Raw genomic sequence first — 26,713 nt, forward strand, 5'->3', positions numbered from 1 at the left:
GGAGAAATAAGTTGGTTAACTATCGACTTAAAGCAAGTTTACTTGAAGTGGTTGAAAATCAATTAAATGATAATGACCCAAAATGTACAAAAAGGACACTTGATCGGTTAATGGGTTTCGGCTACTCTGTTTCGGAGTCAAAGGAAATGATTGCGCAGTCATGGACGAACTGATTTTGCTCTAAAATTATATGCGTGTATTATCTAATTAACATCATCATTTAAATAAAAGTCAATCCATATTCTTACCATGGAGGAGTATATTAACACAACAAAAATAGAAAAATAAATATAAAAGATACTGCAACGAGAACAATTACATACCCACCAGATTTATTTTCCCTCTGATCAACAATTCCCATAAAAACAAAACCAATCAACCCTTTACTTAATATAAATAACGGGTTTCGCATTTTCATTTTTATCTCATAACGCTTTTCCGTCGTTTCATTATTATATATTTGTATAATCCTTGCTAAAAGAAATAAGATAAAAGCCAAAAGTAACATAACTTTCCATATTTCCACTTTTGTTCACCCTTCATTAATGCTAGATTATTTTACTATAAAATAACAAAAAATGGTTTGATTTACCAAGTAATAATACTCGAATTCTAGTATAATGTATGGAAAGAAAAATTATTAGAGAAAGAAGTTAAAATAATAATTCCTCAAACTGGAAAACAACATGAAATACATAGGATATAAATTCAAAAATGGTTAAGCTAGCAAAAACACGAATGTTAATGAATCTACAAATCAAGTATCAGCAAGAACCACCAGAAAAGAGGGATATGTAATACATAATTCTTTTTATTATATAAAAGTTACGATTAATTTACGGGAGTCCTTTGTATGAAAAAAACAATCATTACAATTTCGATAACTATTTTCATTGGATTAATTATCACAATTATTTATAACCAAAATCCGATTGATATCACACCACCACACTTAACACAGAAAAATCAACAGGAAGAATATAATAATCAAGAACAACCTCAACCAGAAGACTTACAGCCTGTAAATACGAACCAGGTAAGTTATACGCTTCAAAATGATGAATTAAACATTACCTACAATAATGGGAATGATTGGATTAACGTCCCAGTTTTAAAAGATGCATTATTTGCTGGAGCATATAGTGGGAATGAACAAGAACTGATTGATGATAGCTATGTACTGACAGAGAATCGTGCTGCATTCTTATATCAGGGTGCTGGCGTCCAAGTCAAATATTCTCTTGATCAAGGAGAAACGTGGCAAGACAGCACGGTTGCTGAAAGTTTTCCTGCGATGCGCTTCAGAAAGTTAGACTTCGTTAATGATCAGTTTGGCTATGTGATAATTTCCGGTGATAAAACCATGTCTTCCGAATATTCGGTTGCCTATCTAACGCATGATGGGGGACAAACCTGGGAAAAAACCGCTGATTCGGGAATCTTGAGATTAATTGCCGATGGAGGTTTTGTGGATGAAAAAACAGGGTTTTTATCCTACGGAATAATTAATCCCGATAGGCCTGATTTATACGTGACACAAGATGGGGGAAAGACTTGGAGTCAGACGATGTTTAATATTCCATCTAAGTATTACCAAGTTTTTGTTCAAGCCGAAACACCAGTGAAAGAGGGAGATCATTTAGCTGTTTTGTTGAACCAAGGGCCAAATGGTGATTATCAAGGAGGAAAGGTAAAAGGGAAATTCATTTCAGAAGACAACGGGAAATCATGGGAGTTTTCGACGGAGGTAGAGCCACATGAAACAGAACAAGGCTAAATGGGTGAAGATAACTGGTGGGATTCTATTTGTGCTTGCAGTTGGTTTCTTTTGTTTGCAAATAGGATATTTACTTGTCCAACCAAGATACCAAGTGGAGTATATAGATAATCGCATCTTTTATATCATCAATATATTATCTCTCATTTTTTTATTATTTGGCCTTATGTTCTTGCTTACATGGAAGAAAGGCTGGAAAATCATCGTTTCGAGTTTGGCGGTTATCTTCATTATTATAAATGGTGTTCTCCTTTATGAGAGTAACCAGGAAACGAAAAATATCACAAGCATATCACCAAACTTCAAGCATGTGTTAGCCATTAAACAAAACACAGAGACCGGGGAGGCTATGTATTACCGCTCGTACTACGGTATTCTGAGTCGTCCAAATGATAGATTAGAACTAGAGATAGCTGGCAACTATAAGATTGATTGGTTAGCAAATGATATAGCAGCCTTTACCTACCAAGCAGCAGACAATACGATTCAGCAATTTATCGGTACGTATGGAGACCGTAAAAATGGTAGGTCTTATTATAATGTAGAAGCCGAAATTCAAGGAAAATGGCAAGGGGATAATGCTCGGGTAGAAACTGAACAGCTAGGAATCTCGATCACAGTAGATGGACATACCGAATTGTTTGAATGGAACAACATCGAACAGTTTGGTACGCTCGCAATCGTTTTGAAAAAAAACAACGAAGCCGTTTGGACGATAGGTTTAAATGAAAATTTTAAGATCTATTCGGATGCAGCTAAACCGACTGTTGGAAATATTACTTTGTACAAAGCAACGATGGAGGAGAGTCAGCCGTTGGTTTTAGATTATGAGGGTGAACAGTAATAGTAGAACAACCTGATAAAAGAACTACTTACAGCAAAAGTAGCTACACAAACCAGGTGATAGGTATAATCTTCCCCAACTTTTTCAAACCGGTCGTTTAGTATTCTCATACTTATATCTATGCCTAGTCTTCCCAAGCATGACAATGGAGATACGTAAACCTATTGCCTATCACCACTTGCAAGTGAAAACAGAGCAACAAGGGGATGGCGGTGAAGACGAGATTAGTTGGTAAGGATTCTGCTATGGCTATAGTTTATTTATATGTGGTTAAGATCACCTGGTAAAAGATGCTCAGAACAAGGGTTCTCACAGTTGTGAGGGCTCTTTTTTTGGTCAAAATGAATAAAGTTATGTTTTCTAGATCCAGCAGAAACCTACTAAGAGAAGGTGTCAGCTACTAAACTTTTTTAACTGTCTACGTGTTGTATTAGCTGTTAACATTTTTAAAGTAGTAGTCATCTACTCAATACCTAAAACTAAATACCGAAAGAGAACACTGACCAATTCAAAAAAAACCTGAACCCCAAAAGTAGTTATCAATTAATTTTTGGGGTCCAGTACAACTTTTATTCGTTTTTTTGTTTGCTAATTCGTCTGATAAATCAATAGGAAGTAAGTCGTTTCTTAGCAGAGTTAGTTTTAGGTGTAATGGATCGTGGTGTTTGTGTTTTTCCTAAACCATAGGTAGGCATGTTGGCATAAACAGATTCATATTCTCCTTTTCTCACATGATACGTTTCATGATAAATCCCTACAGCATCATTGTTACCGACCTTCTTATTGAAATTTTTCCATGCCGCCAAGTGCTTGTTACCTTTTGCATAGGCAATAAGTTCTTCGGTTGAACGCCAATATTGAATCATTGCAGTTGTTCTTAGTCCAAAATAACTCTCCATTGATATGAATCCTAATTCGTCTTTATTTACATATAGTTCCTTAATCATGCCTGGCATAGCACTAAATACGGGTAACCATTTGTGAACAGCAAGTCGTTTGTTGATTCGCATGCCAATGATGAAGACAACGATATCCTCTGTGTTTTCAGTCGTATAACGCCCAGTATTAATGTTGGTAGTCATCGCTAATCCTCCTTTTTTTGTAACTTTCCAAGTGTACGTTTACACCATTCTATTGCAGAAATCGTCACACTTTTTCCGTAATCCAACGTAAATAACCAGTACATGGCATCCTCGTCGTCCTTATTGTGATAGACAATACTTTGTTCAATTGCGAGATACGTCTGATGGCGGCTTTCTAATCTCTGTTTATATTGATTTAAAAGTAATGCAGTCTGGTCATACGACTGGAATCGGCTGAAAAACAATTTAAGCAAAATTTCATTTCGTTCTATAGGTAATTGCTCTACAGGCTGCCCTAACCATTCCTTTAATGTATCTATTCCTTTTTCAGTCAGGTGGTACTCATTCTTATCCTGCTTTCCTTCACTTGATGAGGTATAAACATCAGCTAATCCTTCTTGGACAAGTGATTTTAAGGTAGGATAAATTTGTCCATAACTGATTTTCCAGAAATGATTTAAGCTATTATCGATGAATTTTTTAATTGCATATCCCGATTTACATTCCGTAGTTAATATTCCTAATATTGCATATGTAGTATGGTTATAATTTTTCAATTGTCTCAACACCTATCAATAAGATATATATCATTTAGATACATTATATGTCATTTTCTCAAAAATATAAAGGATTCTTAACAATTGCCATGGTGATTTTTCATAGAGCAAGAAGGTAATTGTGATTTTATGTTAAAATTAATGAAGAGCATATAAGTATTGTTTTTAAAGTGACTGGTAGAAGAGTTAAAAAAGGAAACTTCTAGTCGAGGGAGTGTGATGGTTATTTTCTGGCTTGTCTTAGGAGTGATTTTTATTGTATATGTTATTTATAGTTTGGAAGTAATCAAGTATCAGTTACGACAAATTACTTCCAAAAATCAAGAAGAGAAACGCCTTTCAAGCGAAGAAATTGAAAAGGAATTAGAAGAATTTAATGAGTGATTTTATTATGCTAGACCTGCCAATAGTAGTTTGAACTTTTCCACTAACGAAACAGGATTGTTTAAGAGGAAGATTGTTCTTTCCACTGTAGGAGGAATTAAAGTAATTTAAAATATATAATAAAAGTAAAGGAGGTACGGTTTTATGGGTCCTTTTATAGCAATGTTAATTATTGCCGTAGCAGTTGTCGCTGACTTTTTTTGGTTCGATATTGATAGAAAAAGGTGGGGATGGATGAAAAATTGGTCTTCCCGGCAAAAAGTATTATTTTTCTCTGGTTTTGCTATTGTTATTAGTCTAGTTTATATAGGGTTAAGTGCTGAATATCTTTAACCAAAAAGCGGTTGCTGAGGAAAGTGGCAATCGCTTTTTTATATAAGTTTTTATTTTTGGTTTAGGTTAGGTAATAACTTATTTGTTGTGAAACCGAACAACAGAAGAGTTTAATAAATCTTCAATCTATTTTCATGAACTCAGAAATTTAATGAAAATTTATTGATCTTTTATAATTTTGCATACTTTCCAAAATTATCTATTAAATTATTATTCTTTTTAGTGTGACAAAACTGCAGCGAAATTACGTACTATCACGAATAACATCGTGCTGGAAAAGTGATTAAAGGCCCCTTAGGATAAGTTATTCCATATGAATATATAAAATACATCTACGAGTCTATCGTTTGATAAAGAGCTTCTTTTGCATACTCTACTCTAAATAGTCACGAGGAGTGCCATAGTAAAGGAACTGCCTATATTGGGGATAAGTTGAAAGGTAATAGATATATATTGAGGTATCCATGAGGAGAGGGTAGTTTGAAAAAAATTGTCTGTCTCCATATAGCATCCCTTTTAGTGCAGTGTCCATTTCTTTTTTTAATATATTGTAACGGAATTTTACTTCAGCCGCGTTAAATTCTCCTTGGTCAACATATGCTTTTCCGAATAAAGAAAGATGACAATACTTGTCTTTTTTCCATTCAGCCAACACTTCATCTCGCATTTGCCAATTGATATCTTCATAATGGTACACGAATCCAGTTGCTAGAAATAATTCACCGGTACCGTCCGAATGGGTTAGTGTGTATTTCCTTCCTTCAATCGGTTGTGCATGAGTAGCGGGTGGAATCAATTTTACGGATAACTTTTGTGGGTTAAAAGTAGTCATAGAATTCTCCTTTTTCTAAATAAGTAAGCTGCCGTAAAGGAACATCAATTGGTTGCTACAGTAGTTTAATTTCTATATAAGCCTATGTATATTCCATTTATCCGACTGTGTGTGTGCATTTCTAATGTTAAAAGCCTCATAAATTAGAGTAATGATAAGCATAAGTAAGTTTATATCAACTGAGAATAAATATTTGCCTATTACAAGAATATTTCTAGGCACTAGTTAGCATCCAAAGGTTGTTGATGAATTGTAACCATACACTAGTCTCAGCCTAACAATTTAAAGTGCAATTACTTTCAATCATTCTGCAGAAGCATATGGATATTTATGTTAAAATATTTTTATTGTGAGCAAATCTAATTTAAATTAACATCGCAAGTAAATGAAAGAATAGTAATTTGCAGCCATAATTATTCCAATTATCGTTATCGTTATGATAATGAAAAATGAGCAATAATTTATAGAAAAACAATATCTATAAAGGAATGATGTTGTGATTTTGTCTGAAAATATATTATTGAAACCTTTTATATTATCTGATGCCAATAACTTGCTTCATTTTCAATTACGTAATAAAGAATTCTTTAAAAAGTTTTCAATGATGCGTCCTGATAAATATTATTCATTCGAACATCAACGGAGTTTAATAATTAAATGGGAAAATAATTTTGAAAATGAAATTGAGTATCAGTTTGTGATATTTCTAGTAAACTCATAGAAATAATAAGTCTTTTTCATGTTATAAGAGGTTCTCTTCAAAGTGCTTTTATTGGCTATTTTATTGATAAGGTCTATAACTGTAAGGGCTTCGGGACCGAAGCTGTTAATTTGATAGTGAATTATGCTTTTGAACAACTAAAATTACATAGAATTGAAGCAGGGGTTATGCCTCATAACATAGGTTCCATTCGTGTCTTAGAAAAGACTGGATTTCATAAAGAAGGATTCTCTTCAAAATGTGAAGATAAATGGTGAAGGGGAAGACCATCAAATATTGGCAATTATAAATCCTAATTAGAACAAGTTTGGTTTTTAAAGAGTTAAAAAGATTGGTTAGAGGAAGTGTTTAAATGGAAGAAATATTGCAAGCATTTTTAGAAATTGAGATTTCTGATCAAGAATATTATGATGGCATCATTCGTTTTATTTACTCTGGCAATATTAGATCTGGAGAATATGAAGGTAATCAATTTGTAATAACTAAAATGGATCAATTAAACTTTATAGTTTATGAAGAATATGTGATTGATAAAAAGAGAGAAATTCATAATTCATTCTCCATATCTAAAAATAGGTTAATTAAGATGATTAATAAATATGCGCTAAAACAGAGGATTAGCATAAGAAGTTTTCACTGGGCTAACAAGTAGCATTCTTAGAACTAGTATATTTAAGGGAAGACAGAACTGCTGGTCGGAATACTTTGTACTTTCTATGTAAGGGTGCAAAGATAGAGGTGCTAAATTTTTATGCTTTGAAAAAACCCTACTTTCGGATAGCGAAAAAGATTCAAATAGGATTGATAGGCAGATTTATATAAACATTGAGAGTGAGAGTAGATTTTCTATATTTATAATATTTCATTCTTGAGAATTGATAAAATGTAATTAGTTTAATTTATTGTACTACCTGGAGCGTTTTTCAAAGTTGGAGTTCACATCTTGCTTAAAGATTGAGTGGAATAATTAATTTATATTTTGCTAAGTGTAGAATCATTAGTGAAGGAGGAGAAAGAAATGTATTATTTTAAATACTCTCCGGGATTTCAGTTTAAAGATTCCACCAAACCAATTGAGCTATATCAGGGAAGTAAGAAGATTGGTAAAATAAAAAGAATTTATAAAAACTGGTTCACACAGTTACTCGATACTTCAATATTAAAAAATTGGTTTACTGCTTATGAAATACTAGATAATAATGATGATTTAAAGTTTAAATCTAAAGAAAGTTCCTCTTTTTTTGGAAAGCAACAGTACGATGTTACATACGTTGATGCTGATCAAGAAATCCATTCCATGATTTTAAAAGATGTGCGTAAGTTTCATTTCAGTCCGATAGTTAAATTTCATTATAAAAATTTACAATATACTGTTACAAGAAAAGAAAGGTTAGGATGGACTGAGTTTTCTATCGAGGATCAACTTATTGCCCAGTGGAAGAGAATGAATATATCCATACCTGATGAAATAGAAGTTCAATTAGTTAATGAAGATTATTTTGATGATATTTTTTTAATAGTAGGGGTATTTCACACATTCTTTTATGACTGGCGATAGACTAACAGTACTAAATATAATGAAACATTTGTTTATAGTAACGAGCTGTAATATTTAAAAAGCTATTGAAACCTATAAAAACTCATGAACGTATGGAATAAGAACAGCAATACTTAAGGGGGATATATTGGTGCACTATTATTATCCAATATCATTTGGAACAAAGACTAAGAAATTAGATCTTAACGCAGGTGCTAATAAAATTGGTGAAATAAAAGGGTATTATGATAATCTTCTTAAAAGAATTATTGATAACATTGGTACTAGCTCTGTTAAATTTTTTCTTAAATATCAAATAAAAGATGATGATAATAATATTCGCATATTTTCAAAAAACGGTGGCACATTGAAGAGAAAAGTTTATATTACATATTTTGAAAATAACGGTAGAGAACATGAAATAACAATGGTTGATAATAAGCATTTTGATGGTTTTGGTGAAAAAGGGGTTCATTTTACATATAAAGAAAAAGATTACATGCTATCGCAAAAACTTTTTGAACAGGTTGAACTATATATGCAAGACACGTTGATAGCTGACTGGGAAATACAGATTACTTCACGGCGAGTTGAAGTGAACATATACAATGATGACTTTATAAAAGATAAATATTTAGTTATAGGTCTCTTTCATGCTTGGTTCTACTAACAAGGATATAACTTTTGATGGAAAAATAAAATGGATAGATAATAGTACACTTTTTGTTCTAGTATATTTGATTATTGCCTTGCGGGAATGGTCAAAAAACCATATGAATGTAATAAAAATAAAAAGTAAATTACGCGCTAAAGTCTTTGTTCTTTTAAACCAATGGATAGCTTGAACGAAAGAGTGAAAGCTATCATTACGACCTTCCATTGCTTATTGTAGTAATAGGCAGTTACTTGAAGAAGCAGAACTGGTTAATATTTTTTCGCTATCTCTGCTTCTATCACATTTCTTAATCGCTTTATTCCTTGTTCTAATTCCTCTTCGGTTAGATTACCATATCCGAATATAAGTTTATTATTATGATGTCCTTTCACTAAAGCATGGTTCTCTACGGGAAAGATGTTCACCCCATTCAACTTTATTTCATCTAATATCTTTGTTGAAAACTTAATATTAAATTGTCCAACTAAGTGAATACCTGTTGAAGCACCTAATATTGTAACTAGGTCTCCAAATTCATTCTTTAGACACTTTATTAAGAAGGCTCTCTTTTTATTATACAATTTCCTCATTTTGACTATATGTTTCTCTAAGTGTCCATCCTTTATGAAGCGTGCTAAAATCACCTGCTCAATAGTTGGAGAGTGATAGTCTGTATATCTTTTAAGGTTTTTAACTTCTTCGACCAATGAATTTGGCAAAATTAAATAACCAATTCGTAGGCTGGGTGATAGGATTTTACTAAAAGTACCTATATAAATGACTCGTTCAGGACATAAGCCTTGTATTGAACTTACTGGGTGGCCAGAGTACCGAAATTCACTATCATAATCATCCTCTATGATATAACTATTTGTTTTCTTAGCAAAATTAATAAGTTGAATTCTTCTTTGGATTGGTAATATTCCACCTAAAGGAAATTGATGGGATGGGGTAACGAAAATGATGCATGCTTTTCTTTTCGTAGTAAGACGTTCTGTTTGCATTCCAAATTCATCTACTGAAATAGGGGTAATTTTAGCTCCTCTCTCAATAAAAATTTCGGGAATTTCTTTAGTTACGGGGTCTTCAATTAAAACTTCGGAATTTGACTTTACTAATAGTTTTGCTAAAAGTGTGAACGCTTGAGTCGCTCCAGAGGTAATAATAATTTGATTAGGATGACAATTAATTCCTCTAGTTCTATCAAGGTAGGTCGAAAGAACGTTACGTAACTGTTCACTTCCTTCAGGCGAACTATAGCCAAATAGTGAAGCTTCAATATTTTCATAAACGTCTTTTCCTATACTACCCCACTTTTTTCGTGGAAACTTTTTTAAACAAGGAACGCCTGAACGAAAGTCGATCAAATTGTTTTTTATGGACTTAGGATTGTTCTTTGAATCAATAGTTTTTACGGACACAGGTGGCAGCACACCACTCGGAAAACCTTCTAATGATATTCCTGATTCCACAAAGGTTCCAGCCCCTTGTTTAGATTTAATATATCCTTCAGCGATTAATTGGTCATACGCTTCGAGAATGACACTACGAGACACATTTAGTGTGGTAGCTAAAACACGACTAGATGGAAGTCGCTCCCCCTCAGCAAGTTCACCTAATAAGATTTGTTCTTTAACTCTCACGTATATTTGTTGATATATCGGCTTCTCTGATGTTTTATTTAATTCAATCCAAATCATATTTATCACCTGAAGTTTTTAAATTGGTTTTAAAAATACATGTAAATTGGCTCTACAACAAACCAATTTATAATGTTAATTTTACAGTAATACCAGTCTAAATGGAATAATTACTTGAAATGGAGTTGGTTACATTGAATGAGAAGGTATTAGCATACCTTAAAGTTATTGCAGCAATGGTCATTGTAGGAAGTTCCGTTGTAACAGGAAAAATATTAATTCAAACGATGCCTATATTTTTAGCATCTGAGTTAAGATTTTTAGTAGCGTCTCTTATATTAGTGCCATTACTGATTTTCAAAGAGGGGATTCCTTCATTAAATAAAAAGGATATTGTAATTCTCTTTTTTCAATCCTTCACTGGAGTGTTTTTATTTAGTATTTTTATGTTGTATGGCTTAAAATTCACTACTGCAATGGAGGCAGGATTAGTTACTAGCACTTTACCAGCAATGGTTGCTCTTCTAGCTTATTTTATAACCAAGGAGAAGCTTACAAGAAATAAAATAGTAGGTATCCTAACTGCTATTTTAGGGGTCATAATTCTTAATATTTCTGGAGTTGTTCATGAAATGCAGGTTGGTAATTTAAAGATATTAGGTAATTTACTTGTTTTAGGAGCGGTGATGGGAGAAGCATTGTTTATCATTTTAGGTAAGTCTATATCTAAAAAAATAAGTCCCTTAGCTATAACAACAGGAGTATCTATTATAGGCGTATTGCTATTTTTGCCGATGGCTATATATGATATTATTAGAGCTAATTATTCTTTTGGTTACGTTCATGATTGGCTTCTTATCTCTTACTTTGGAATTATTGTTACTGTTTTGGCTTTTTTGCTCATGTATCAAGGAATTGCAATATTACCAGCTACCACGGTTGGTATATTAACAAGCGTTTTACCACTAAGTACAGTAATTCTATCATTTTTCTTTTTGAGGGAACCATTTCACTATTACCACTTAATCGGGTTTTGTCTTATATTTATCGCAATTTATTTTACCTCAAGAGAAGAAAAGTTACAGGTAAAACAAAATTTTAAAATTAGTTAATTCAAGTTAAGATTAGTAAACGGATATAGCCTATTCCATCAGAAGCCAAAGGGCTTTTGTACTTAGGAATCTCCTGACTTTAGTCATGACAGGTCCAAAATAAATGATAGGTGATTTATAATGAATACGAAGTTATGAACATTTATGAGGAATTAAAGTGGCAACTAATTACAGCTACACAAAAAGACAAGGTATTAAAACAGCTTCCTATCAACATACAAAGAATTTGGTCTGACAGATTTACCAAAGCATCGGTTAATGACTATATGTCCATATTAAAGAAATTAAACAGTAAATCATATTTTACTGAAATGGTACATACATATGTAGATTCGATTATGGAATATCTAATGGAAAACCCGAAGAATCAGGAATGGTTTCAGTATACTGGACAAAAAGGAGGATCTACCGCATTTGTTTGTACCCAGGCTTCTTATGCTAAGGATAAACAAAATAATACGATGGAATTTTTATTTTTTGCGAATGATTTATCACCATTAGAACAAGCAAAATTAACAAGAAATATAAATAGTTTCCAGCGTGAATTTTTAAAAGATAAAAGTTTTACGGAGTATGTGAAAAGTGAATTAACGGTTAAGACATAAATTTCAAATGTGCATTGCAAAACAAATCAATCATTGCTAGATTAGATTGGTTTTGCTTGTTTTTCCTAACGGGTGATGATTGAAGGAAATTTAACTTTAATATTCGTTTTGAATCTTTTAGCAAGTAGTTAATTGGGTTGTTCGAGTGACTCAATAGACAAAAAAGAAAAGGAAGCGATGTTACGCTTGGTGATAAAGTTGTAGAAGTTCTTGTCTATAACCAACTTAGTTCTGAAGAAAAATAGAAAATAACAATTGACTATTTGAAAGAAAAGGGAATTAGATATTAGAGCTTTTAAGAATAGAAGAAGATTGTAAATCGCGGCAAATTTTGTTTTTTAAAAATATTAATTGGAATTTTATTTTAACCCATTATAATGATGTGGACTTATTTACTTAAAGTAGAGGACAGGATAATGTAACACAGCCATTGTTTTTAAGTTTGCTGATTTAGTTTTCAAAAGAGAAGGGAATAAACACTATGTTTGATGAATTAGTAGGGGAGAAAGTAAGAATTGTTCCAATGGAAAGATGTCATATACAAGGCTTATATGAAAATGGAAATGAAAAAATGATATGGAGTCATTTACCTAAGACTATACATACCGAAAATGATATGAAATCCTTTGTAGAAGAAGCATTAAGAAATAAAAATAGTGGAAAAGAGTTTCCCTTTGTTGTTTTACTTCGTGATAATAATAGCATTGTTGGTTCTACACGGTTTCTTGATATTTCACATTTAAATAAAAGTTTGGAAATCGGATGGACTTGGTACTCTCCATCTGTATGGGGAACACATATTAATATAGAATGTAAATACGTGTTATTAAAATATTGCTTTGAAACTTTGAAACTAATACGAGTCCAGTTAAAAACTGATGAAAGAAATGTTAGATCACAAAAAGCGATAGAAAAAATTGGTGGAGTCAAGGAAGGCATATTAAGAAATCATATGATTCGTGAAGATGGAACCTTCCGAAATTCAGTATATTATAGTGTTATTCAAAATGATTGGGAATTAGTGAAAAATAGATTAGAGAGTTTATTAGGTGATTACCAAAATAGTTAAAGTTTGACACTACGCTACAAGAATGAGTAACGGTTAGCTTGATTTTAATAAGGCGAATGCACCAGATTATTTCACTGACGGGTAAGGTTTGGGGAATTAGGCCGGTAAGTTTTAAAAGAAATGGATGTCGTTAAATGAAGGTGGGAAGTTAATTAATATAACAACTGATAGATTAAGTAAACGAAATTTCAGTTAAGAAGGTCTCACCATTAGAAAATTGTTAATGTTGGAATCATTTAAAATATCCAATTCCTAACATTGAAAAACGGTGGTACATTAATAGCTACGGTTGCCGATATGATGATATTTTAAATGAAGCTTTAATGGAATGGTAATAATAAAATCGCCAACGCAAAAACTAAAATGGGACACTCGATAAGTATTTTTGATTCGTTACATGGACGATTAGATATGATTTTAAAAACAAGAAAATCAATGGTGGTAATTTATTAGTATGGAAAGAATTCAATCTTCAGAAGAGCTTATGAAATATATTTCGAATAGAAATAGTGATAACTCTGTATTCCAGTTTTCTATTCCTGGAAAAGGAAAATTCACATTTATTTTACAAGAAGAAGATGATGAAAAATCTATACAGTTTGAAGCTGAAGAAAAACCTGAACTTAAATGTATGTTAAAAGAAAGTCAGGAGCAGTATGAAACTATACGTGGCATAATTAGCTCAGAAATATTAAATTCCTTGTCCAAGAAAGATTTTATGTAATGTATGACCGAAATGTTATTGTGTCACCTGCTGTTAGAGAAAAGCTAATTCAGTTCAGGAGTGAAAGGTTTACACCCGAAGAGACTCTCTACTTTATCTCTAATTTTATCATCGAAACTGAACATCTATTAAAGAACCGGAAAATTTAAGAAATGTACACTGAAGAATTCGGCAAATACAAAGGGATTACAAGGGTGGTTATTAAAAGGTTTAGAGTTTATTTATAGAACGATTGGGAATGAAGTTGTTATCCTAGCGATTCTTTTTCCGGGTGAAAACTAAATAAAACTTATACATGAAAATCATGTGACCATATATTAAATTTAGATATGGTCTTTTTTATTAATATTCATTCTTCAACTAACCGTAAAAGATAAGGTTTGTGACAGTGTATACTTTAACAAGAAGGTCGCCCAATTTGATGACCTTTTTATATTGGGACTAAAAACAAAAAAATGGGATTTTATGTTAAAATAATCTTGTTGATATATGATTTTGTACTTATAGAAACTTGCTGGATACTTGAACAAGAAATTTAATAATATTTTAATTTGATAATATAGGCTTGTGAAATTAAAAGTTTATATCTTTATAAAAGGAGGTAAGAAAATGTGGGAAGTTCTCCTTGTAGTTCTAATAGTGATAGCGGTTTTGATTGTTGGCTTTTGTTTAGCTAAAACAACGCATAATAAGAAAAAAAGAATAATAACTGGTATTTTACTAATTCTATCAGTTTTTGTATATCCGTTGCTCGTACCTTTTTTTGGAGAAACTGGAGGTCTCGAAGGGGTAGTGAGTCTGATGGTTTTCCATTTCACTTTATTGTTAGGTGGGTTCATCACTTTAATTGTTGGTTTCTTTACCAAATCCTTATCAGAAAATGAATAAAGATTAAGATTTTGTTGATATATGGTATTAAATATACTTACACTAATTGGAGCAATAGCAAACAAGGGGTTATCGATGAAACAGCTTTATTGTGTTAAAGAAGCTGTAAAGGGGGCAACAAATTGATTCATGAATTAAAAAGAATTCTTGAAAATTCTAATGATGATGAAGCGAAATCGCTGTTATTACAAATATTATTGCGAATCAATATGCTTGAAAAAACTGATCAATATACTGAGGGACAATTTGTAGCTGATTTGAAAAAAACATATAATGATTTTCTGAATTATAAAAGAAACGAAACGGATGTAAAAAATAATAAAAGTTATAAGCAGGTACATATAATCTTTGGTGATTCAGCATCTGGTAGTTTAAAAGGAGCATTAAAAGAAATGGAATTGCAAAACGAAGAAAAAGTTATTTCATTTTCGGATATTTTTTCTATTGGTCCAGTTTGGCAATTGCATGATAAGGTCGGAATTAACAACAGGTATGAATGGATAAAAAATCATCTAATCTATGATGAAGATTATATAGATGAATACCAACGTAATTTCAATAATACAACCTCGATGATTAACACAATTCCGGAAAATACAAAAATTATAATTTGGGTTGGAGAAAACTCTCACGAACAGACTGCTTTAAGATATGTTTTGTATTTATTAAAAGGTAAAAATTACGATATTATCTTAGAGGATACGACTAAGCAATATAAAAATAAATTCTATATTCCAGATGCTGATTGTTACCCGTTACACACTGGAGAAATCACATCAGAAAAATTAAGGTTAATTTATGAGAAGGGCAGAAACATTCCTCCAGTAAGTCTAGTGCAACGTAAAAAATTGGAGGAGGAATGGCAAGAGTTATCTTCTACACAAGAGGTTCTACGGATATGGGAAAATAAAAATATTAAGAATGTAGAAGAAGCCTATTATGATGACTATATTATCAATAAAGCTATAAAGGTACATAAAGAGCAAAAGAATAAGGATTATATGAAGTCAGCACGTCTTATTGGTGAGGTTATTGGATGTTTAGACCAATATATTGGTGACGCGTATTTTGAGTATAGAGTAAGATATTTAATCATGAATGGTGTTTTTGAGATGAAAGGAGTTCCAAAAGCAATGAGATTTTATAGTGTGAAGCTCAAAAACGAATAACACAATAGTACTAATGGGTGTAATTGAATAAAACTTGGGAAGTAAGAAGGTGGTAAAAAGTGATTGTATTACTTGCTTTAACGTCTATAGCCATATTTTTATTCATTACTAAAACTCATTTTTTCAAAAAAAAGCGGAGGACACAATTAGGAATGGCTATATTGGTGGCAATCATAACGATAATTACTCTTAATACAAGTAATAGTGGAACGGCTTTTAAATATACTGTTGTAGGAATAGGGGTAATGTCATTTATTTCCATTATAATTGAAATTTTAATTTCAAAGTACAAAGAAACTTCGTCATAATTTCAGCAACAGCTTTATGCAAGAATCGGATGCGAACATTGAAAACTCGAAGTCGTGGATGTGGCAGCAATCTTTAAAACTCATTTTGTGGAGGGGGAATTGGGTGTTTATCCATTATAAACGAGGGTTGAAAAGTTCAAAAAAACCTGTCGATATTTACCAGGGGCGTCTTAAGATTGGAGAAATACAAAGGACTTATCGTAACTCTTTCATCTATTGGCTTGATACTATTGCACTTGATGCTGAATGGTTTATATCATATAAGATAATTAATAAAGATGGAAACTTGAAATTTCAATCTAAGGAAACTTCTTCTTTTTTTTCAAGAACACAATTCGACATTACCTATAGTGATTCAGATGATCAGCAACATGAACTAATTCTTAAGCAAAAAAAAGGTATTGGAGTGAAAAATTTTAAATTTAAATATAAGGATAATACATATTTAGTTCAGAAGTATCCATTTGAACCCACACAAATATTATATAATAACTTGACCGTGGCTGAATGTAAAACAACAATTGCTGATAGAACAACTACAATTCAACTTTATGGAGATGATTTCAAAGTTGAACCGTTACTTATTGTAGGTATCTATCATTCTGCATTTTTTATACAGAGAGGATAAGCACGTTAATAATGTAAATGTATAAATATATGTGAATAAAGTCACTTTAAAATATTGCGATTTTATTCTGAGTGTTACTATTTATCATATATTTGCCGACATACGTACCGGTTATTGTTGTACATAATGATGATTTTACTACTATAATTGAAAACATTGTAAAAGAGAAAGCCAAGGAAAATAGGGAAGACTAAATAAACATGTTATCTTTTGGTTTATATTGGTTGAAAATACAGTGGAAAAACAAGTGAATTATCACACTTACAGTAGTTTAAGTATGTTTTTTAACTTGTGTAAAAACAATCGCGCGATTTTGTTGAGGAAAAAACCTATCCATTTATGCTAAAATTTAAATGGAATAATAATCATAAAATATTTTAAAAAGTGAGGATCCACAATGATTGCAAAGACTGAAGATGATTTTAATGGATTAAAAGAAATTGGTGCCATTTGTGGAGCGATTCGAGATGAATTAGTTCAAAATACTAAACCTGGAATGACTACAAAAGAAATCGATGAAATAGCTGGGGAAATGTTTGAAAAAGCAGGTGCTCAATCTGCACCTAAAGGAGAATATGATTTCCCTGGATATACGTGCATTAGTATAAATGAAGAAGTAGCGCACGGGATCCCTGCAGAACGGACCATTCAAGAAGGAGACCTTGTAAATATTGATGTGTCAGGTTCTAAAAACGGTTATTTTGCAGACACTGGAATTTCCTTTGTTGTTGGAAAGGGAGAGATGATTTTACAGAAAATATGTGACGTTGCGAAAGAAGCATTCGAGGCTGGACTTGAGAAAGCAAAACCTGGTTCAAAAAAAAGTGCCCTCGGAAAAGCTGTACACACTGTAGCGAAACAGCATGGCTTAACTGTCATAAAAAATCTTACTGGGCACGGTGTTGGGCGATCGATTCATGAAGAGCCAGATCATATTTTCAATTACTTCTCTCGCTGGGATGACGAAATTTTAACAGATGGTATGGTCATTGCCTTTGAGCCTTTTATCTCTACATTGGAAGAAGAAGTTTTCCTATCCGAAGATGATGGCTGGACCTATCTAACCGATGAAAGCTTTGTGGCCCAATACGAACATACGATAATTCTTACAAAGGAAGGACCGATTATTACTACCTTGTAAGAGCGTTAATACCTCAGTTGGTCGCGTGTGTTTTATAAGCGCCACTGTTTCTTCACCTATATCTGAGAGAGTTGAACAAGGAGTTGTCGATGTGGCAACTCCTATTGTGGCAGTCCACTTTCAATTACTTTTATTAAATTTAGGATGATTTTGATTTGTGAAGCATTGAATCTAGAAGGATATAACTTAATAAGCTGTCGAAAAGTTTGTGGAAAATTAATTCAAGAGGCAATAATAACTCTTGTTCCATTAAATAAGCAGTATTGTTGAACATCTGGTATCTTTTATACATAAGAATTAAAGTGAAAATGAAACTTTCCAATTACTCTAACGTATAGTGAGAAAAGGTAATGAAGTGGTTTGCATGTATTTTCCTTCTAAAAAAGACGTTTGGTTTTCCTTGATTATTTGGGGCGCTATTCTTGCAATTATTTTTCTAGTACTCTTCGGTGGGGAGTCTACTGGTACACAGTTCATTACATCTGATGGTGCAATTGGTAAAGTTTTTTGATGATAATTACAACTCCACTTATTTGGATTTGGTTCAGGACAGGCTATATGATAGAAGATGCAAAAATAAAAATACGATTCGGACCTATCAAATGGACGGTAAAAATAGATGAAATCAGAAAAATAAATAAAGTTAAAAATCCTTTTTCGGCACCTGCCCTATCCATAAACAGGTTAGAAGTACAATATGGAAAAGACAATATAGTTAATAATATCCCCCAAAAAAGAACACGATTTTATAAAACGATTACTAAAAGAAAATCCTCAAATACAAATAGATCAGAAACTTCCCAGCGTCAATAGTAATTAACACGATTTTAATTGATTACAGTCATTGAAATGTACCACCTCTGACATAGTATTTACCATCAATTGACATGAAGTGTACCAAGGATAGACAAAGCGTTTACCACGGCAATTTTACTATGTTATAAGAGGGTATAAAACCCCGTGGTTAGGAGTATCAAAAATGCTTAAAAATTTGATTGAATTTCAATGAAACTATCTTTATACGACTGATTGTGGGGTAACTCTTGTATAACGCTGTAGACACATACTGTGCAGCAACGATTTCTGGGATTTTGGAAAAAATGACCAAATAATCGCAATCTTCTGGTATGATTTTAAAAGAAGATTCGTGATAATGTGAAGTGTTGATCTTACAGTAACGTGGCAGAATGGTTAAATATTTGAGGAGTGATTAAATTGAAGAAATTCTCTTGGAGAAGTTACTGGTCATTATTTTTAAGTGTATTCTCAATCACATTTTTCATAACAATGTTATATGGACTAAGAATCCATCCTTACTTCGGATTTTTTCTTGTTGTGTTGTCTATTATTCTCTCTTTGATTTTTGGCTTTATAGCCATTTCTAAAGATACGGAAAAGAAAAACATTGCGATTTTAGCGATAATCATCGCATTTGGAAGTGGAGCATTTTTCGTTTTCGCTTTTCTTATGTCCCAAATGAGTGGTCCCACTGAATTGTAGAGGATAAACTTTTGACAGCCAGTTCTATGTCATTGAGTTTTCATTTTGTTTTATTCTTGCGCTTATTAGGAGAAAAGAAAACAACATCATAATGTGGGTTTCAGGTTTTATTTTCTTTTCAAAAGTTGCATATTACATTTATGTGAATTTTCCCCGAGAATAACTCACATTATATTATTGCTAACTTTTGCCTATCTTATTTTTACTATCTTTGGGAGTTTATAGAGAAAAGAAAGAAAAATAACGTTGATTAACCCCGTATTGGTCTATCGGATGTGATTAACAAGGCGCAGTCGCTATTTTTACTATTGGGCTGAATTATTTAAGAAGCCCAGGAGGGAGATTGTTATGAATTTATATAAGCAGTTAACAAAGGAACCTTCAAATTGGATACGTTTTGAATTGGGGCTAGATAAATTAGAGGGTATCGAATATTTTAATGAAATGCATTATCGAGCAAAATCCATCCTTAACTTTCTTTGTAATGATAGCGATACCATTTGGTTAATTGCGACTGTTAGTAATTATAAAAATAGTAAGGGAACTGACTTGCCTAAAATTAAACGATTTTTAAGAAATAAAAAATTAACCTATAACCTCAAGTGTAAAACAGTACCTTATGAATACGATGAAGACGATACCGGAATGGAAACTATTCATTATAGCTTGAAAGTTAATAAAAAGGATATGCGATTAGACTATCTTATTGAAGCAATCGGTAATAAAGATTTTATTAGAAAACCTAAGATTAACTGTAATCTATCTTTTGTAATTGAAACAAAAGGAATTCTTTTTCACATGTATGATGATCGTGGATGTGATGTTTTTTCCTTAAAGAAAGATACTCTTTTACCTCTATACCATAAGTTTCGAAAGTGGATTTTAGACTATAATCGAATTGAAATAGACCGCGCATTCAAAGAAGGATTATTCAATTATTACGAAACTACTGAGGAAAAGGAAAAAAGGGTTAAATCGAATGAACTCAAAGTAAAAGAAACGGAAATTAATCTGTACCAGGTCAACACATGCCATATTACTCATGCTCTTAAAATACCAAATGAGTTTGTACAAGCATGCACCGATGAGATAGGTCTAACAGGTTTTATTGTTTCTGTTGTAGTTAGAAACAATGATTCTACAATTGTGAATGCTACCAAAACCGAGGCACTAGCTCTAATAGAATATCAAACTGAGCTTATGTCGTTGTATTCAAAAAAATATAGAGGCAATTATAAAGGTTGGTTAGCAGAAAAAGCTTATTAAAGGAATTTTGGAATAGGGGTGGAATATTTTTTGTATCGATATGGCTTAGAGCCTGCTTTTTGGCTGAAATTAGTAATGTTGATAGTAATTGTTTTATTATTGTGGGTTTCGCTTAATACAATAATGAGAAAATGGCTGCATGTAGAGAGACAGAAATTCTTTTCCTATAACCACGTTAATGAGAAACACAAAAATATTGATTGGGTAATCAGAATTACTACAATGATTAGCATTTTGATAGGATATGGTATTAACATTACAAGAGAGGTTTCAAATTGGTATTGGTTTTTACAACCTTGGTTTATACTAATTATTTATGTTATTGCTTCTCAAATTAGTAGAGCTGTTATGGAAAGAAAGTATGCACAAAACCCTAATGCTTATAAAGTAACAATCAGTGAAATATTATTTCTTCTTATATTGTACTTTATGTTATTCAAGACTGACTTTTTGGGATTGATATAAGTTGAGATAAGTATTCTTTATTGAAGTAAATGGTTCTCTCGTTCAACATGAACAGTTACTTCCGAAGATAACGGATGGACCTATCTAACCGATGAAGGATTTGAGGCCAATAAGAACATACGATTATTCTTACAAAGGAAGGACCGATTATTACTACCTTGTAAGTAGATGCATGGAATCTATTAGTTTAAAAAATAAGGGGTAAAAGTAGTGAATGAATTTAACAAGGCGTTAACATTTGTAAATAAAATTATTTATGAGCCAAATCACTTCATTGTAAAAGCTATCCGAGAAGAAGCTCAGAATTCAGATTATGGAGCGGGGATATTTCAGCTAAACTCGAAATCAATTAGATTTAGAGTCGCAAAGATAACACCAACTAAGATAGGACAGTTTGTTGCTTTTTGGGAAAAAGATAGCAATCATAAAAACCAAGCTTTTTCAACTGAAAAGGCTACTGATTTATTAGTTATCAATACCTTTACGAGTGAAAATGATTTTGGACAATTCGTTTTTCCGAAAGAAGTTCTTGTAAAACAAAATATCCTTAAAACAGCAACAACAAAAGGGAAAATGGCAATGAGAGTTTACCCCGGATGGGAAACACCAACTAGCAAACAGGCGATTGAGACACAAAAGTGGCAATTAGAATATTTTGTTGAGGTGAAAAAACCAAATCATTTATCAGTACAAGAGCTATTGAAGCTATACTCTACCTAAGGTTGAAAAGAATTAAGATGAATCTTTTATGAATATCGAACGTCTATAATCAAAAAGGGAGTTTAATATGAATAAAATTTTAATATTTATAACTACTTTGTTTTTGTTTATAGTTTTGGGTTGTAACTCTAAGACAATAAACCCAAAAGAACATCTTGAAGAAATTTACAGTGTTACACTAAATTCTATTATGGAAAAGGATAAAGGATTAGATGACGATATAGAATTTTTAGCAATTGATATGAGTAACTTCGATGAATTGAACGCACAACCTTTGACTGTTGAAGAGCAAGAAGGAATTATAGGCTTTTTCGAGGAAAATTATAAAATTGAAGTAATGAATGCTTCCTTTGAAGATTTAATGGAAAAAGGTTTATACAATTCAAAGACGATGGTTTTAAACGGAGTTCTCCTAGAAATAGAAAAGGTTGATTTTGTAAATGATACTGAATTTTTGTTTGAGGGTTCAAAAACTAGAGTAGGGAACGGTGCGATTGGTGTAAAAGGTATTGTGCATTTAATAGATGGAAAATGGATAATTAAAGATATTAAAAAAAATGACTAAGTTAATGACTTATTTTTAGTTATATATTGGAATATTTGGATTTAACCAACCGAAAATGTTCAATTTCAACTAACAGGTGGAAGATTTTTCAAAGGATTGCTTGATAAATGCTTATATAGAAAATAGAAACGAGTTTATAAAAACCCTGTTGAATTATGGAAAACAAGAATATAAAGATGAAAAAAATTTACAATGGATATATTCGAGATTTAAAATATTCTCATGTTTGATTTTAAAACAGATTTAAATACAGTGAAAATAACATTAACCAACTTAAAGAGAAATATAGAGGTGAAATCGGAGCAATCTGTTGCTTTTTAAACGAGTACAGTCAGCCTTGAGCTTTAAAAAGGTTCTTTTTGAAAGAAAGTAGTTTTGTTCATGCAGATGATTTATATGGAATGTAGCTTAACTTGTCCAACTAGAGTTTTCAATCGGAACCTCCAGTAGGATTTATTATAAATAGAGTTAGTGATATAAACGGTTTGGAAACTTGGAGTAAAATTGTTTGAGAAGGTTTTGGTATCACAAGTTTATTTGATTCATTTCATAAAGCTATGATTGGTTCATTTAATAAGTATCAACGTTATATAGGCTATTGGGATAACGAACCAGTTGCAACATTATCAGTATTAAATGTTAAAGCTGTGTCAGGGATTTATTGGGTAACTACAATGGAAAAGGTAAGGAATAAAGGCTTTGTCTGCTTCTGATATGGTCAAGTAGGCATTAGAGAACTAACCGCGGTTTAGTTCAATAAAAGAAGGAAGATGAAAAAACAAGAGGTCAGTATCTAAACAGATATTCTTATTGGACTAACGAATCATGATTTTGGAATAAGCTGAAACTTAATGGTGTTCTATATCGTAGAAATATTTAAAGAAGTTATTATTTTTTATTTATTGCTTTCCTTTTGATTGCAATCTTGTTTAAGTAACAGATTGTAGGATAATAATCTAAGGAGGTATAAAATGAATAGAGGTAATGAAACTACTGAAGGGAAAATGGAGAAACAAAGACAAATAAGAGTGAGGCAACAATAACATAATATATTGACTGAATTAGGTTGGAGAAATGCTGGAATACTGTTTTTTGTGCTAATAATAGCTATTGTAGTATACGTTGTTTTCTTTCGTTAATATAAAATACTAGTTATGACTCAGTTCCATCGAACTTGGTTCTATTTATAAAAAGCACTGCAATACGCAACACAGTCAATGACACATTTTATTTGAAGTAGGTGATTACATCTTAGATTTATTTGATAAAGATGAAAACAAACTATCTGAGCTAACTTGTCATTTACAAGTGCATCGTTTTAGTTATGGTGCGGGGAGATTGATTGCAACAAATAAAAGACTTATTTTTTCTGGTAATACTAAAGCAAGAGGAGAAACACTAAAAGAGTTTGCTTACGAAGGTTTAAAAACAATACGATATTTCCATTCTAAAGGATTGTTTAAAAAATTTTTTAATTCTCAACCTTCTTTTATGTATCGTGGGGAAGAATATACTTTAAATCTAGTTGTAGCTGCCAACAGTGAAATTGAAAATTTCATTACCGTAGTAAATAAGCAAATAACAGAAGTAAATAAAAAATAGTAGATGCACAATCGGGTGTTTCAGTTTAGAGAGAAGAGTCAATAAAGTCAAAAAATGTAGCATTAGAGAGATTCAATATTATGATCAAATATTCTTATGGTTCATGTTTAGTGAATTTTATCCACTCTTTATTCTATACATATTAGTGTTCTCCTCCGTTTATATACAAGCGAAAATAAAAATTACCCTGAATATGTGAAGTTTAGATATATGATAGACTTTATTGGCCTTATTTCATTACTATTTCTATTACTTTTTACTTGTTCCTAATTGCACAATACATAGTTCTTAATAAAAATTTAACGAAAAGAGAGTGTCTACTTATGAATCAAAGCCAGAAGTATGACTTTTTCTTTAAACTACCTTTCTATAGGCATTCTATAAAACCAATAGATATAGAGAATGCTGAAGGAGTAACGATTGGCACCTTGCAAAGAACTTACAATAATTTAGTTGACCGAGTAATTGATGCAGTATTAGACTTAGCAAACAAAAAAAACTTTAACATCAAATTAAAAGATTATCCTGACTACAATCTCCTAGCAAAATCTATTAAATATAAAGAGCAACTATTAAATCAAAAGTGGAGTATTCATATTACTGAAAAAGAAAAAATTAAAAAAATAGGAATGTTTGTAGATAAAACTAAAATATCTACGAATCCCAGATTTGAATATATAAAGAATGATCAGTTATATTTTTTCAAAAAAGCCCCATTTGACAAGAACATATATGTAGAAGATAAAAATAATCAATTAATAGCAATAGTCTTCTATCAGCAATACACTAAAATGAGCAATACCTATATACAGATTCAAGAAGAAAGCGATTTGGATCGCGCAGAATTGTTGTTGCTAGCATTTATCTTTACATCGAACACCGACTAGTATGTATTGAAAAGAAACAAAAAGCAACCTACTGATATACAGTGCTGATTAAAACTAAAAAGAAGATTAATTGTATTTTTCGATGCGTTACGCAACATAAATATTGGATAAGCCCCTCCAAAGGGCAGTTGTCCATTTGGCTGGTCTTAACAAAATTTTATTTTATAGGAGCGTTATAAGTATGAAAAAATCTGAAAGGATTATTGTATCTATTTCGGCAATTGTTTATTGTCTGGTATTGCTGTTTTATATAGGGATGTTGTTATTTGGTAATGGTGTTGAACCGTATCTTCATGCTGTTTTCATTTCGACATTTTTTCTTTTTATTATTGTTTTCGTGACTAAAAAGAGCAGAATAAACACTTAATTGTGTATTGAGTTAACGGATGCAAGAGTTATAAAAGGGTCGTCGATAACGGGGACTATTAATGGAATTTTATATTAAAATAAAGACGTAATAGATGTATTTAAATAAACGAGGCATTTATTTATGAAGGAATGGAGGTAGAGACTTGGATGAAATTTCTGAGTTATTAAATAAAGAGCCTTTTATAAAGTATAGTTTGATTGTGATATTAGGTGCTTTAATTATATTTACCGGTTATAGTTTGGGAGATTACATATTTACTCATCTTAACTAAATTACAATCTTTTTCTTGCAATAACGAAGGGCATGAGTTAAATAATATAAAAATATTTAACGAAAAATTCCAAAGAATTCCCTTTTATTGCTGTATTTTAAATTTTAGTATTTGGAATTTTGTGAACATTAAGACGTTCAAACACAATCAATTTCACCTGAATAACAATTAGTAACTATTTGTTTTTCTTTGGATTCAGCACCTGCTCAAATACCACCTTGAAATTCAAACTTATAAATCATCTCAATTGTGTAATTATATAGTTGAGGTGAATGATATGAAAAAATTAACTGTTGTTATTATGATTATTTTTATAAGTATTTTCTTCTCTTTTACTGTACAAGCAGAAGAACGAAACAATCAAAAAGACGAGGAATTTGATATAGACTTATCAGGGTATGAATTACATTCTTTTGGCACATTTAATCAACTTGGTTTTAAAATAACTCCATTAGCTCAATTATTTTTCAGAATTATTGAAAAAGAGCAAGAGTGGATAGATGATCCTCGTTTTTATACAAAAGGGAATAAAGGTTATATCCATCTTTGGAAAAAAGACGGTACCAATGTTTTATATCATGTTGAAAGAGGACCAACGGGTTTGTGGGAAATTACTGATATTAAATACAAAAAAATAGATAGAATCCCTGTACCAAAAGCCCTATTGAAGGACGTTTTGATTGAACAGTTAGTTGGACCAATAGGTAAAGCGATCGATGAACATTATAAACCAAAACTTTGGTACAGAGGATTCGAGAAAATTCTTGAAATTAAAAAAGATGAAACAAGCAATATTTATTTTGTGACAGTTCAAGTTCAAACATTTGAGGGTGCTCATAATCCTCCATACGGGGAAGAAACTATTACCTTTCGAATAAGAGGAAATGAGATTAATGTTTGTGATTACGAACATAGGGACATACCTGAAGAGGAATGGTCTAAGTTAGAATTGCGATAGAATCTTGTTTAAGCATTTGATGTCATTTATAGAAGAGACATTTAAGTGAGCTAAGCTAGAATTACATATATGAATAATAATATTTCAAGGGAAGGGGGAATAG

General features: G+C 31.7%; 33 protein-coding genes and 1 pseudogene. 29 read left to right on the plus strand and 5 right to left on the minus strand.

The window, feature by feature from the left end; genetic code table 11:
* The first annotated feature begins 11 nt into the window (after window positions 1–11).
* Window positions 12–173 (plus strand): hypothetical protein, encoded by a 162-nt coding sequence (locus tag QQS35_RS02975; RefSeq protein WP_285930289.1) that lies wholly within the window; start codon window positions 12–14, stop codon window positions 171–173.
* Window positions 174–262: 89 nt separating this feature from the next.
* Here QQS35_RS02975 and QQS35_RS02980 read toward each other — a convergent pair whose 3' ends face one another.
* Window positions 263–526, minus strand: coding sequence for a hypothetical protein (locus QQS35_RS02980; RefSeq protein WP_285930290.1), 264 nt, complete (start codon window positions 524–526; stop codon window positions 263–265).
* 327 nt (window positions 527–853) lie between these two features.
* Here QQS35_RS02980 and QQS35_RS02985 point away from each other — a divergent pair, with 327 nt between their 5' ends.
* Together QQS35_RS02985 and QQS35_RS02990 are read left to right on the plus strand one after the other, a co-directional pair.
* The gene (locus QQS35_RS02985) at window positions 854–1,777 is read left to right on the plus strand and encodes a WD40/YVTN/BNR-like repeat-containing protein (protein WP_285930291.1); all 924 of its coding nucleotides are present in this window, start codon (window positions 854–856) and stop codon (window positions 1,775–1,777) included.
* Window positions 1,758–2,621, plus strand: coding sequence for a hypothetical protein (locus QQS35_RS02990; RefSeq protein ID WP_285930292.1), 864 nt, complete (start codon window positions 1,758–1,760; stop codon window positions 2,619–2,621). The genes QQS35_RS02985 and QQS35_RS02990 overlap by 20 nt, the downstream gene beginning before the upstream one ends.
* 605 nt (window positions 2,622–3,226) lie before the next feature.
* On the opposite strand, the gene QQS35_RS02995 is transcribed toward QQS35_RS02990, so the two are convergent.
* On the minus strand, window positions 3,227–3,703 hold the full coding sequence (locus QQS35_RS02995; RefSeq protein ID WP_285930293.1) for a DUF4188 domain-containing protein: 477 nt from the start codon (window positions 3,701–3,703) through the stop codon (window positions 3,227–3,229).
* A gap of 2 nt (window positions 3,704–3,705) precedes the next feature.
* Window positions 3,706–4,260 carry a PadR family transcriptional regulator gene (locus QQS35_RS03000; protein ID WP_285930294.1) on the minus strand — a complete coding sequence of 185 codons (555 nt, stop codon included), beginning with the start codon at window positions 4,258–4,260 and terminating at the stop codon, window positions 3,706–3,708.
* A 219-nt stretch (window positions 4,261–4,479) separates the two neighbouring features.
* Here QQS35_RS03000 and QQS35_RS03005 point away from each other — a divergent pair, with 219 nt between their 5' ends.
* Window positions 4,480–4,644, plus strand: a complete 165-nt coding sequence (locus QQS35_RS03005) for a hypothetical protein (RefSeq protein WP_285930295.1) — start codon at window positions 4,480–4,482, stop codon at window positions 4,642–4,644.
* A 144-nt stretch (window positions 4,645–4,788) separates the two neighbouring features.
* Window positions 4,789–4,977 carry a hypothetical protein gene (locus QQS35_RS03010; RefSeq protein ID WP_285930296.1) on the plus strand — a complete coding sequence of 63 codons (189 nt, stop codon included), beginning with the start codon at window positions 4,789–4,791 and terminating at the stop codon, window positions 4,975–4,977.
* A gap of 373 nt (window positions 4,978–5,350) precedes the next feature.
* On the opposite strand, the gene QQS35_RS03015 is transcribed toward QQS35_RS03010, so the two are convergent.
* Window positions 5,351–5,809: a staygreen family protein gene (locus tag QQS35_RS03015; RefSeq protein ID WP_285930297.1), complete on the minus strand. Its 459-nt coding sequence runs from the start codon at window positions 5,807–5,809 to the stop codon at window positions 5,351–5,353.
* A gap of 496 nt (window positions 5,810–6,305) precedes the next feature.
* Between QQS35_RS03015 and QQS35_RS03020 the strand changes: the two are divergent.
* The 4 genes and pseudogenes from QQS35_RS03020 (at window position 6,306) to QQS35_RS03035 (ending at window position 8,737) form a co-directional block, all read left to right on the plus strand.
* A pseudogene (locus QQS35_RS03020) lies at window positions 6,306–6,830 on the plus strand (GNAT family N-acetyltransferase).
* Between the two features lie 52 nt (window positions 6,831–6,882).
* Complete coding sequence (locus QQS35_RS03025; RefSeq protein ID WP_285930298.1) at window positions 6,883–7,182, plus strand: hypothetical protein; 300 nt, start codon at window positions 6,883–6,885, stop codon at window positions 7,180–7,182.
* Window positions 7,183–7,548: 366 nt separating this feature from the next.
* Window positions 7,549–8,088, plus strand: a complete 540-nt coding sequence (locus tag QQS35_RS03030; protein WP_285930299.1) for a tubby C-terminal domain-like protein — start codon at window positions 7,549–7,551, stop codon at window positions 8,086–8,088.
* 130 nt (window positions 8,089–8,218) lie between these two features.
* A complete protein-coding gene (locus QQS35_RS03035; RefSeq protein ID WP_285930301.1) occupies window positions 8,219–8,737 on the plus strand; it encodes a tubby C-terminal domain-like protein in 519 nt (172 codons plus the stop codon).
* A gap of 254 nt (window positions 8,738–8,991) precedes the next feature.
* On the opposite strand, the gene pdxR is transcribed toward QQS35_RS03035, so the two are convergent.
* Complete coding sequence (gene pdxR, locus QQS35_RS03040) at window positions 8,992–10,422, minus strand: MocR-like pyridoxine biosynthesis transcription factor PdxR (RefSeq protein ID WP_285930302.1); 1,431 nt, start codon at window positions 10,420–10,422, stop codon at window positions 8,992–8,994.
* A 134-nt stretch (window positions 10,423–10,556) separates the two neighbouring features.
* Between pdxR and QQS35_RS03045 the strand changes: the two genes are divergently transcribed.
* The 20 genes from QQS35_RS03045 (at window position 10,557) to QQS35_RS03140 (ending at window position 26,610) form a co-directional block, all read left to right on the plus strand.
* Window positions 10,557–11,474, plus strand: coding sequence for a DMT family transporter (locus QQS35_RS03045; RefSeq protein WP_285930303.1), 918 nt, complete (start codon window positions 10,557–10,559; stop codon window positions 11,472–11,474).
* A gap of 134 nt (window positions 11,475–11,608) precedes the next feature.
* Entirely contained in the window at window positions 11,609–12,079 is a 471-nt protein-coding gene (locus QQS35_RS03050) for a hypothetical protein (protein ID WP_285930304.1), read from the plus strand.
* Window positions 12,080–12,560: 481 nt separating this feature from the next.
* Window positions 12,561–13,148: a GNAT family N-acetyltransferase gene (locus tag QQS35_RS03055; protein WP_285930306.1), complete on the plus strand. Its 588-nt coding sequence runs from the start codon at window positions 12,561–12,563 to the stop codon at window positions 13,146–13,148.
* Window positions 13,149–13,602: 454 nt separating this feature from the next.
* Window positions 13,603–13,872: a hypothetical protein gene (locus QQS35_RS03060; protein WP_285930308.1), complete on the plus strand. Its 270-nt coding sequence runs from the start codon at window positions 13,603–13,605 to the stop codon at window positions 13,870–13,872.
* A gap of 609 nt (window positions 13,873–14,481) precedes the next feature.
* Window positions 14,482–14,760 carry a hypothetical protein gene (locus tag QQS35_RS03065; protein WP_285930310.1) on the plus strand — a complete coding sequence of 93 codons (279 nt, stop codon included), beginning with the start codon at window positions 14,482–14,484 and terminating at the stop codon, window positions 14,758–14,760.
* A 122-nt stretch (window positions 14,761–14,882) separates the two neighbouring features.
* The gene (locus QQS35_RS03070; RefSeq protein WP_285930311.1) at window positions 14,883–15,929 is read left to right on the plus strand and encodes a DUF1835 domain-containing protein; all 1,047 of its coding nucleotides are present in this window, start codon (window positions 14,883–14,885) and stop codon (window positions 15,927–15,929) included.
* Window positions 15,930–16,340: 411 nt separating this feature from the next.
* Window positions 16,341–16,865, plus strand: coding sequence for a tubby C-terminal domain-like protein (locus QQS35_RS03075; protein WP_285930312.1), 525 nt, complete (start codon window positions 16,341–16,343; stop codon window positions 16,863–16,865).
* 397 nt (window positions 16,866–17,262) lie between these two features.
* Window positions 17,263–18,006, plus strand: a complete 744-nt coding sequence (map, locus tag QQS35_RS03080; protein WP_285930313.1) for a type I methionyl aminopeptidase — start codon at window positions 17,263–17,265, stop codon at window positions 18,004–18,006.
* Between the two features lie 364 nt (window positions 18,007–18,370).
* Window positions 18,371–18,517: a hypothetical protein gene (locus tag QQS35_RS03085; protein WP_285930314.1), complete on the plus strand. Its 147-nt coding sequence runs from the start codon at window positions 18,371–18,373 to the stop codon at window positions 18,515–18,517.
* A 47-nt stretch (window positions 18,518–18,564) separates the two neighbouring features.
* Complete coding sequence (locus tag QQS35_RS03090) at window positions 18,565–18,819, plus strand: PH domain-containing protein (protein ID WP_285930315.1); 255 nt, start codon at window positions 18,565–18,567, stop codon at window positions 18,817–18,819.
* 402 nt (window positions 18,820–19,221) lie between these two features.
* Window positions 19,222–19,506: a hypothetical protein gene (locus tag QQS35_RS03095; protein ID WP_285930316.1), complete on the plus strand. Its 285-nt coding sequence runs from the start codon at window positions 19,222–19,224 to the stop codon at window positions 19,504–19,506.
* A gap of 348 nt (window positions 19,507–19,854) precedes the next feature.
* Window positions 19,855–20,772 (plus strand): DUF3885 domain-containing protein, encoded by a 918-nt coding sequence (locus QQS35_RS03100; protein WP_285930317.1) that lies wholly within the window; start codon window positions 19,855–19,857, stop codon window positions 20,770–20,772.
* Window positions 20,773–20,802: 30 nt separating this feature from the next.
* Complete coding sequence (locus QQS35_RS03105; protein WP_285930318.1) at window positions 20,803–21,237, plus strand: DUF4181 domain-containing protein; 435 nt, start codon at window positions 20,803–20,805, stop codon at window positions 21,235–21,237.
* A gap of 210 nt (window positions 21,238–21,447) precedes the next feature.
* Complete coding sequence (locus QQS35_RS03110) at window positions 21,448–21,957, plus strand: MepB family protein (protein WP_285930319.1); 510 nt, start codon at window positions 21,448–21,450, stop codon at window positions 21,955–21,957.
* Window positions 21,958–22,024: 67 nt separating this feature from the next.
* Complete coding sequence (locus QQS35_RS03115) at window positions 22,025–22,522, plus strand: peptide ABC transporter substrate-binding protein (RefSeq protein ID WP_285930320.1); 498 nt, start codon at window positions 22,025–22,027, stop codon at window positions 22,520–22,522.
* A gap of 1,248 nt (window positions 22,523–23,770) precedes the next feature.
* Window positions 23,771–24,124, plus strand: a complete 354-nt coding sequence (locus tag QQS35_RS03120; protein ID WP_285930379.1) for a PH domain-containing protein — start codon at window positions 23,771–23,773, stop codon at window positions 24,122–24,124.
* Window positions 24,125–24,447: 323 nt separating this feature from the next.
* Complete coding sequence (locus QQS35_RS03125) at window positions 24,448–25,011, plus strand: tubby C-terminal domain-like protein (RefSeq protein ID WP_285930321.1); 564 nt, start codon at window positions 24,448–24,450, stop codon at window positions 25,009–25,011.
* 181 nt (window positions 25,012–25,192) lie between these two features.
* Entirely contained in the window at window positions 25,193–25,378 is a 186-nt protein-coding gene (locus QQS35_RS03130) for a hypothetical protein (protein ID WP_285930322.1), read from the plus strand.
* A 145-nt stretch (window positions 25,379–25,523) separates the two neighbouring features.
* The gene (locus tag QQS35_RS03135) at window positions 25,524–25,652 is read left to right on the plus strand and encodes a hypothetical protein (protein ID WP_285930323.1); all 129 of its coding nucleotides are present in this window, start codon (window positions 25,524–25,526) and stop codon (window positions 25,650–25,652) included.
* Between the two features lie 277 nt (window positions 25,653–25,929).
* Window positions 25,930–26,610, plus strand: coding sequence for a DUF3888 domain-containing protein (locus tag QQS35_RS03140; RefSeq protein ID WP_285930324.1), 681 nt, complete (start codon window positions 25,930–25,932; stop codon window positions 26,608–26,610).
* Window positions 26,611–26,713: the final 103 nt, after the last annotated feature.

This window comes from Aquibacillus rhizosphaerae (genome assembly GCF_030282825.1).
GTDB lineage: Bacteria > Bacillota > Bacilli > Bacillales > Amphibacillaceae > Aquibacillus_C > Aquibacillus_C rhizosphaerae.

What these genes read in the sequence shown, in the direction of transcription:
- map (WP_285930313.1), top strand. Translation starts at nt 17,263, where the DNA reads ATGATTGCAAAGACTGAAGATGATTTTAATGGATTAAAAGAAATTGGT.
- pdxR (WP_285930302.1), bottom strand. Translation starts at nt 10,422, where the DNA reads ATGATTTGGATTGAATTAAATAAAACATCAGAGAAGCCGATATATCAA.
- QQS35_RS03140 (WP_285930324.1), top strand. Translation starts at nt 25,930, where the DNA reads ATGAAAAAATTAACTGTTGTTATTATGATTATTTTTATAAGTATTTTC.
- QQS35_RS03130 (WP_285930322.1), top strand. Translation starts at nt 25,193, where the DNA reads ATGAAAAAATCTGAAAGGATTATTGTATCTATTTCGGCAATTGTTTAT.
- QQS35_RS03115 (WP_285930320.1), top strand. Translation starts at nt 22,025, where the DNA reads ATGAATAAAATTTTAATATTTATAACTACTTTGTTTTTGTTTATAGTT.
- QQS35_RS03030 (WP_285930299.1), top strand. Translation starts at nt 7,549, where the DNA reads ATGTATTATTTTAAATACTCTCCGGGATTTCAGTTTAAAGATTCCACC.
- QQS35_RS02985 (WP_285930291.1), top strand. Translation starts at nt 854, where the DNA reads ATGAAAAAAACAATCATTACAATTTCGATAACTATTTTCATTGGATTA.
- QQS35_RS03055 (WP_285930306.1), top strand. Translation starts at nt 12,561, where the DNA reads ATGTTTGATGAATTAGTAGGGGAGAAAGTAAGAATTGTTCCAATGGAA.
- QQS35_RS03015 (WP_285930297.1), bottom strand. Translation starts at nt 5,809, where the DNA reads ATGACTACTTTTAACCCACAAAAGTTATCCGTAAAATTGATTCCACCC.
- QQS35_RS03010 (WP_285930296.1), top strand. Translation starts at nt 4,789, where the DNA reads ATGGGTCCTTTTATAGCAATGTTAATTATTGCCGTAGCAGTTGTCGCT.
- QQS35_RS03085 (WP_285930314.1), top strand. Translation starts at nt 18,371, where the DNA reads ATGTATTTTCCTTCTAAAAAAGACGTTTGGTTTTCCTTGATTATTTGG.
- QQS35_RS03125 (WP_285930321.1), top strand. Translation starts at nt 24,448, where the DNA reads ATGAATCAAAGCCAGAAGTATGACTTTTTCTTTAAACTACCTTTCTAT.
- QQS35_RS03005 (WP_285930295.1), top strand. Translation starts at nt 4,480, where the DNA reads ATGGTTATTTTCTGGCTTGTCTTAGGAGTGATTTTTATTGTATATGTT.
- QQS35_RS03060 (WP_285930308.1), top strand. Translation starts at nt 13,603, where the DNA reads ATGGAAAGAATTCAATCTTCAGAAGAGCTTATGAAATATATTTCGAAT.
- QQS35_RS03050 (WP_285930304.1), top strand. Translation starts at nt 11,609, where the DNA reads ATGAACATTTATGAGGAATTAAAGTGGCAACTAATTACAGCTACACAA.
- QQS35_RS02990 (WP_285930292.1), top strand. Translation starts at nt 1,758, where the DNA reads ATGAAACAGAACAAGGCTAAATGGGTGAAGATAACTGGTGGGATTCTA.
- QQS35_RS03065 (WP_285930310.1), top strand. Translation starts at nt 14,482, where the DNA reads ATGTGGGAAGTTCTCCTTGTAGTTCTAATAGTGATAGCGGTTTTGATT.
- QQS35_RS02995 (WP_285930293.1), bottom strand. Translation starts at nt 3,703, where the DNA reads ATGACTACCAACATTAATACTGGGCGTTATACGACTGAAAACACAGAG.
- QQS35_RS03090 (WP_285930315.1), top strand. Translation starts at nt 18,565, where the DNA reads ATGATAGAAGATGCAAAAATAAAAATACGATTCGGACCTATCAAATGG.
- QQS35_RS03100 (WP_285930317.1), top strand. Translation starts at nt 19,855, where the DNA reads ATGAATTTATATAAGCAGTTAACAAAGGAACCTTCAAATTGGATACGT.
- QQS35_RS03025 (WP_285930298.1), top strand. Translation starts at nt 6,883, where the DNA reads ATGGAAGAAATATTGCAAGCATTTTTAGAAATTGAGATTTCTGATCAA.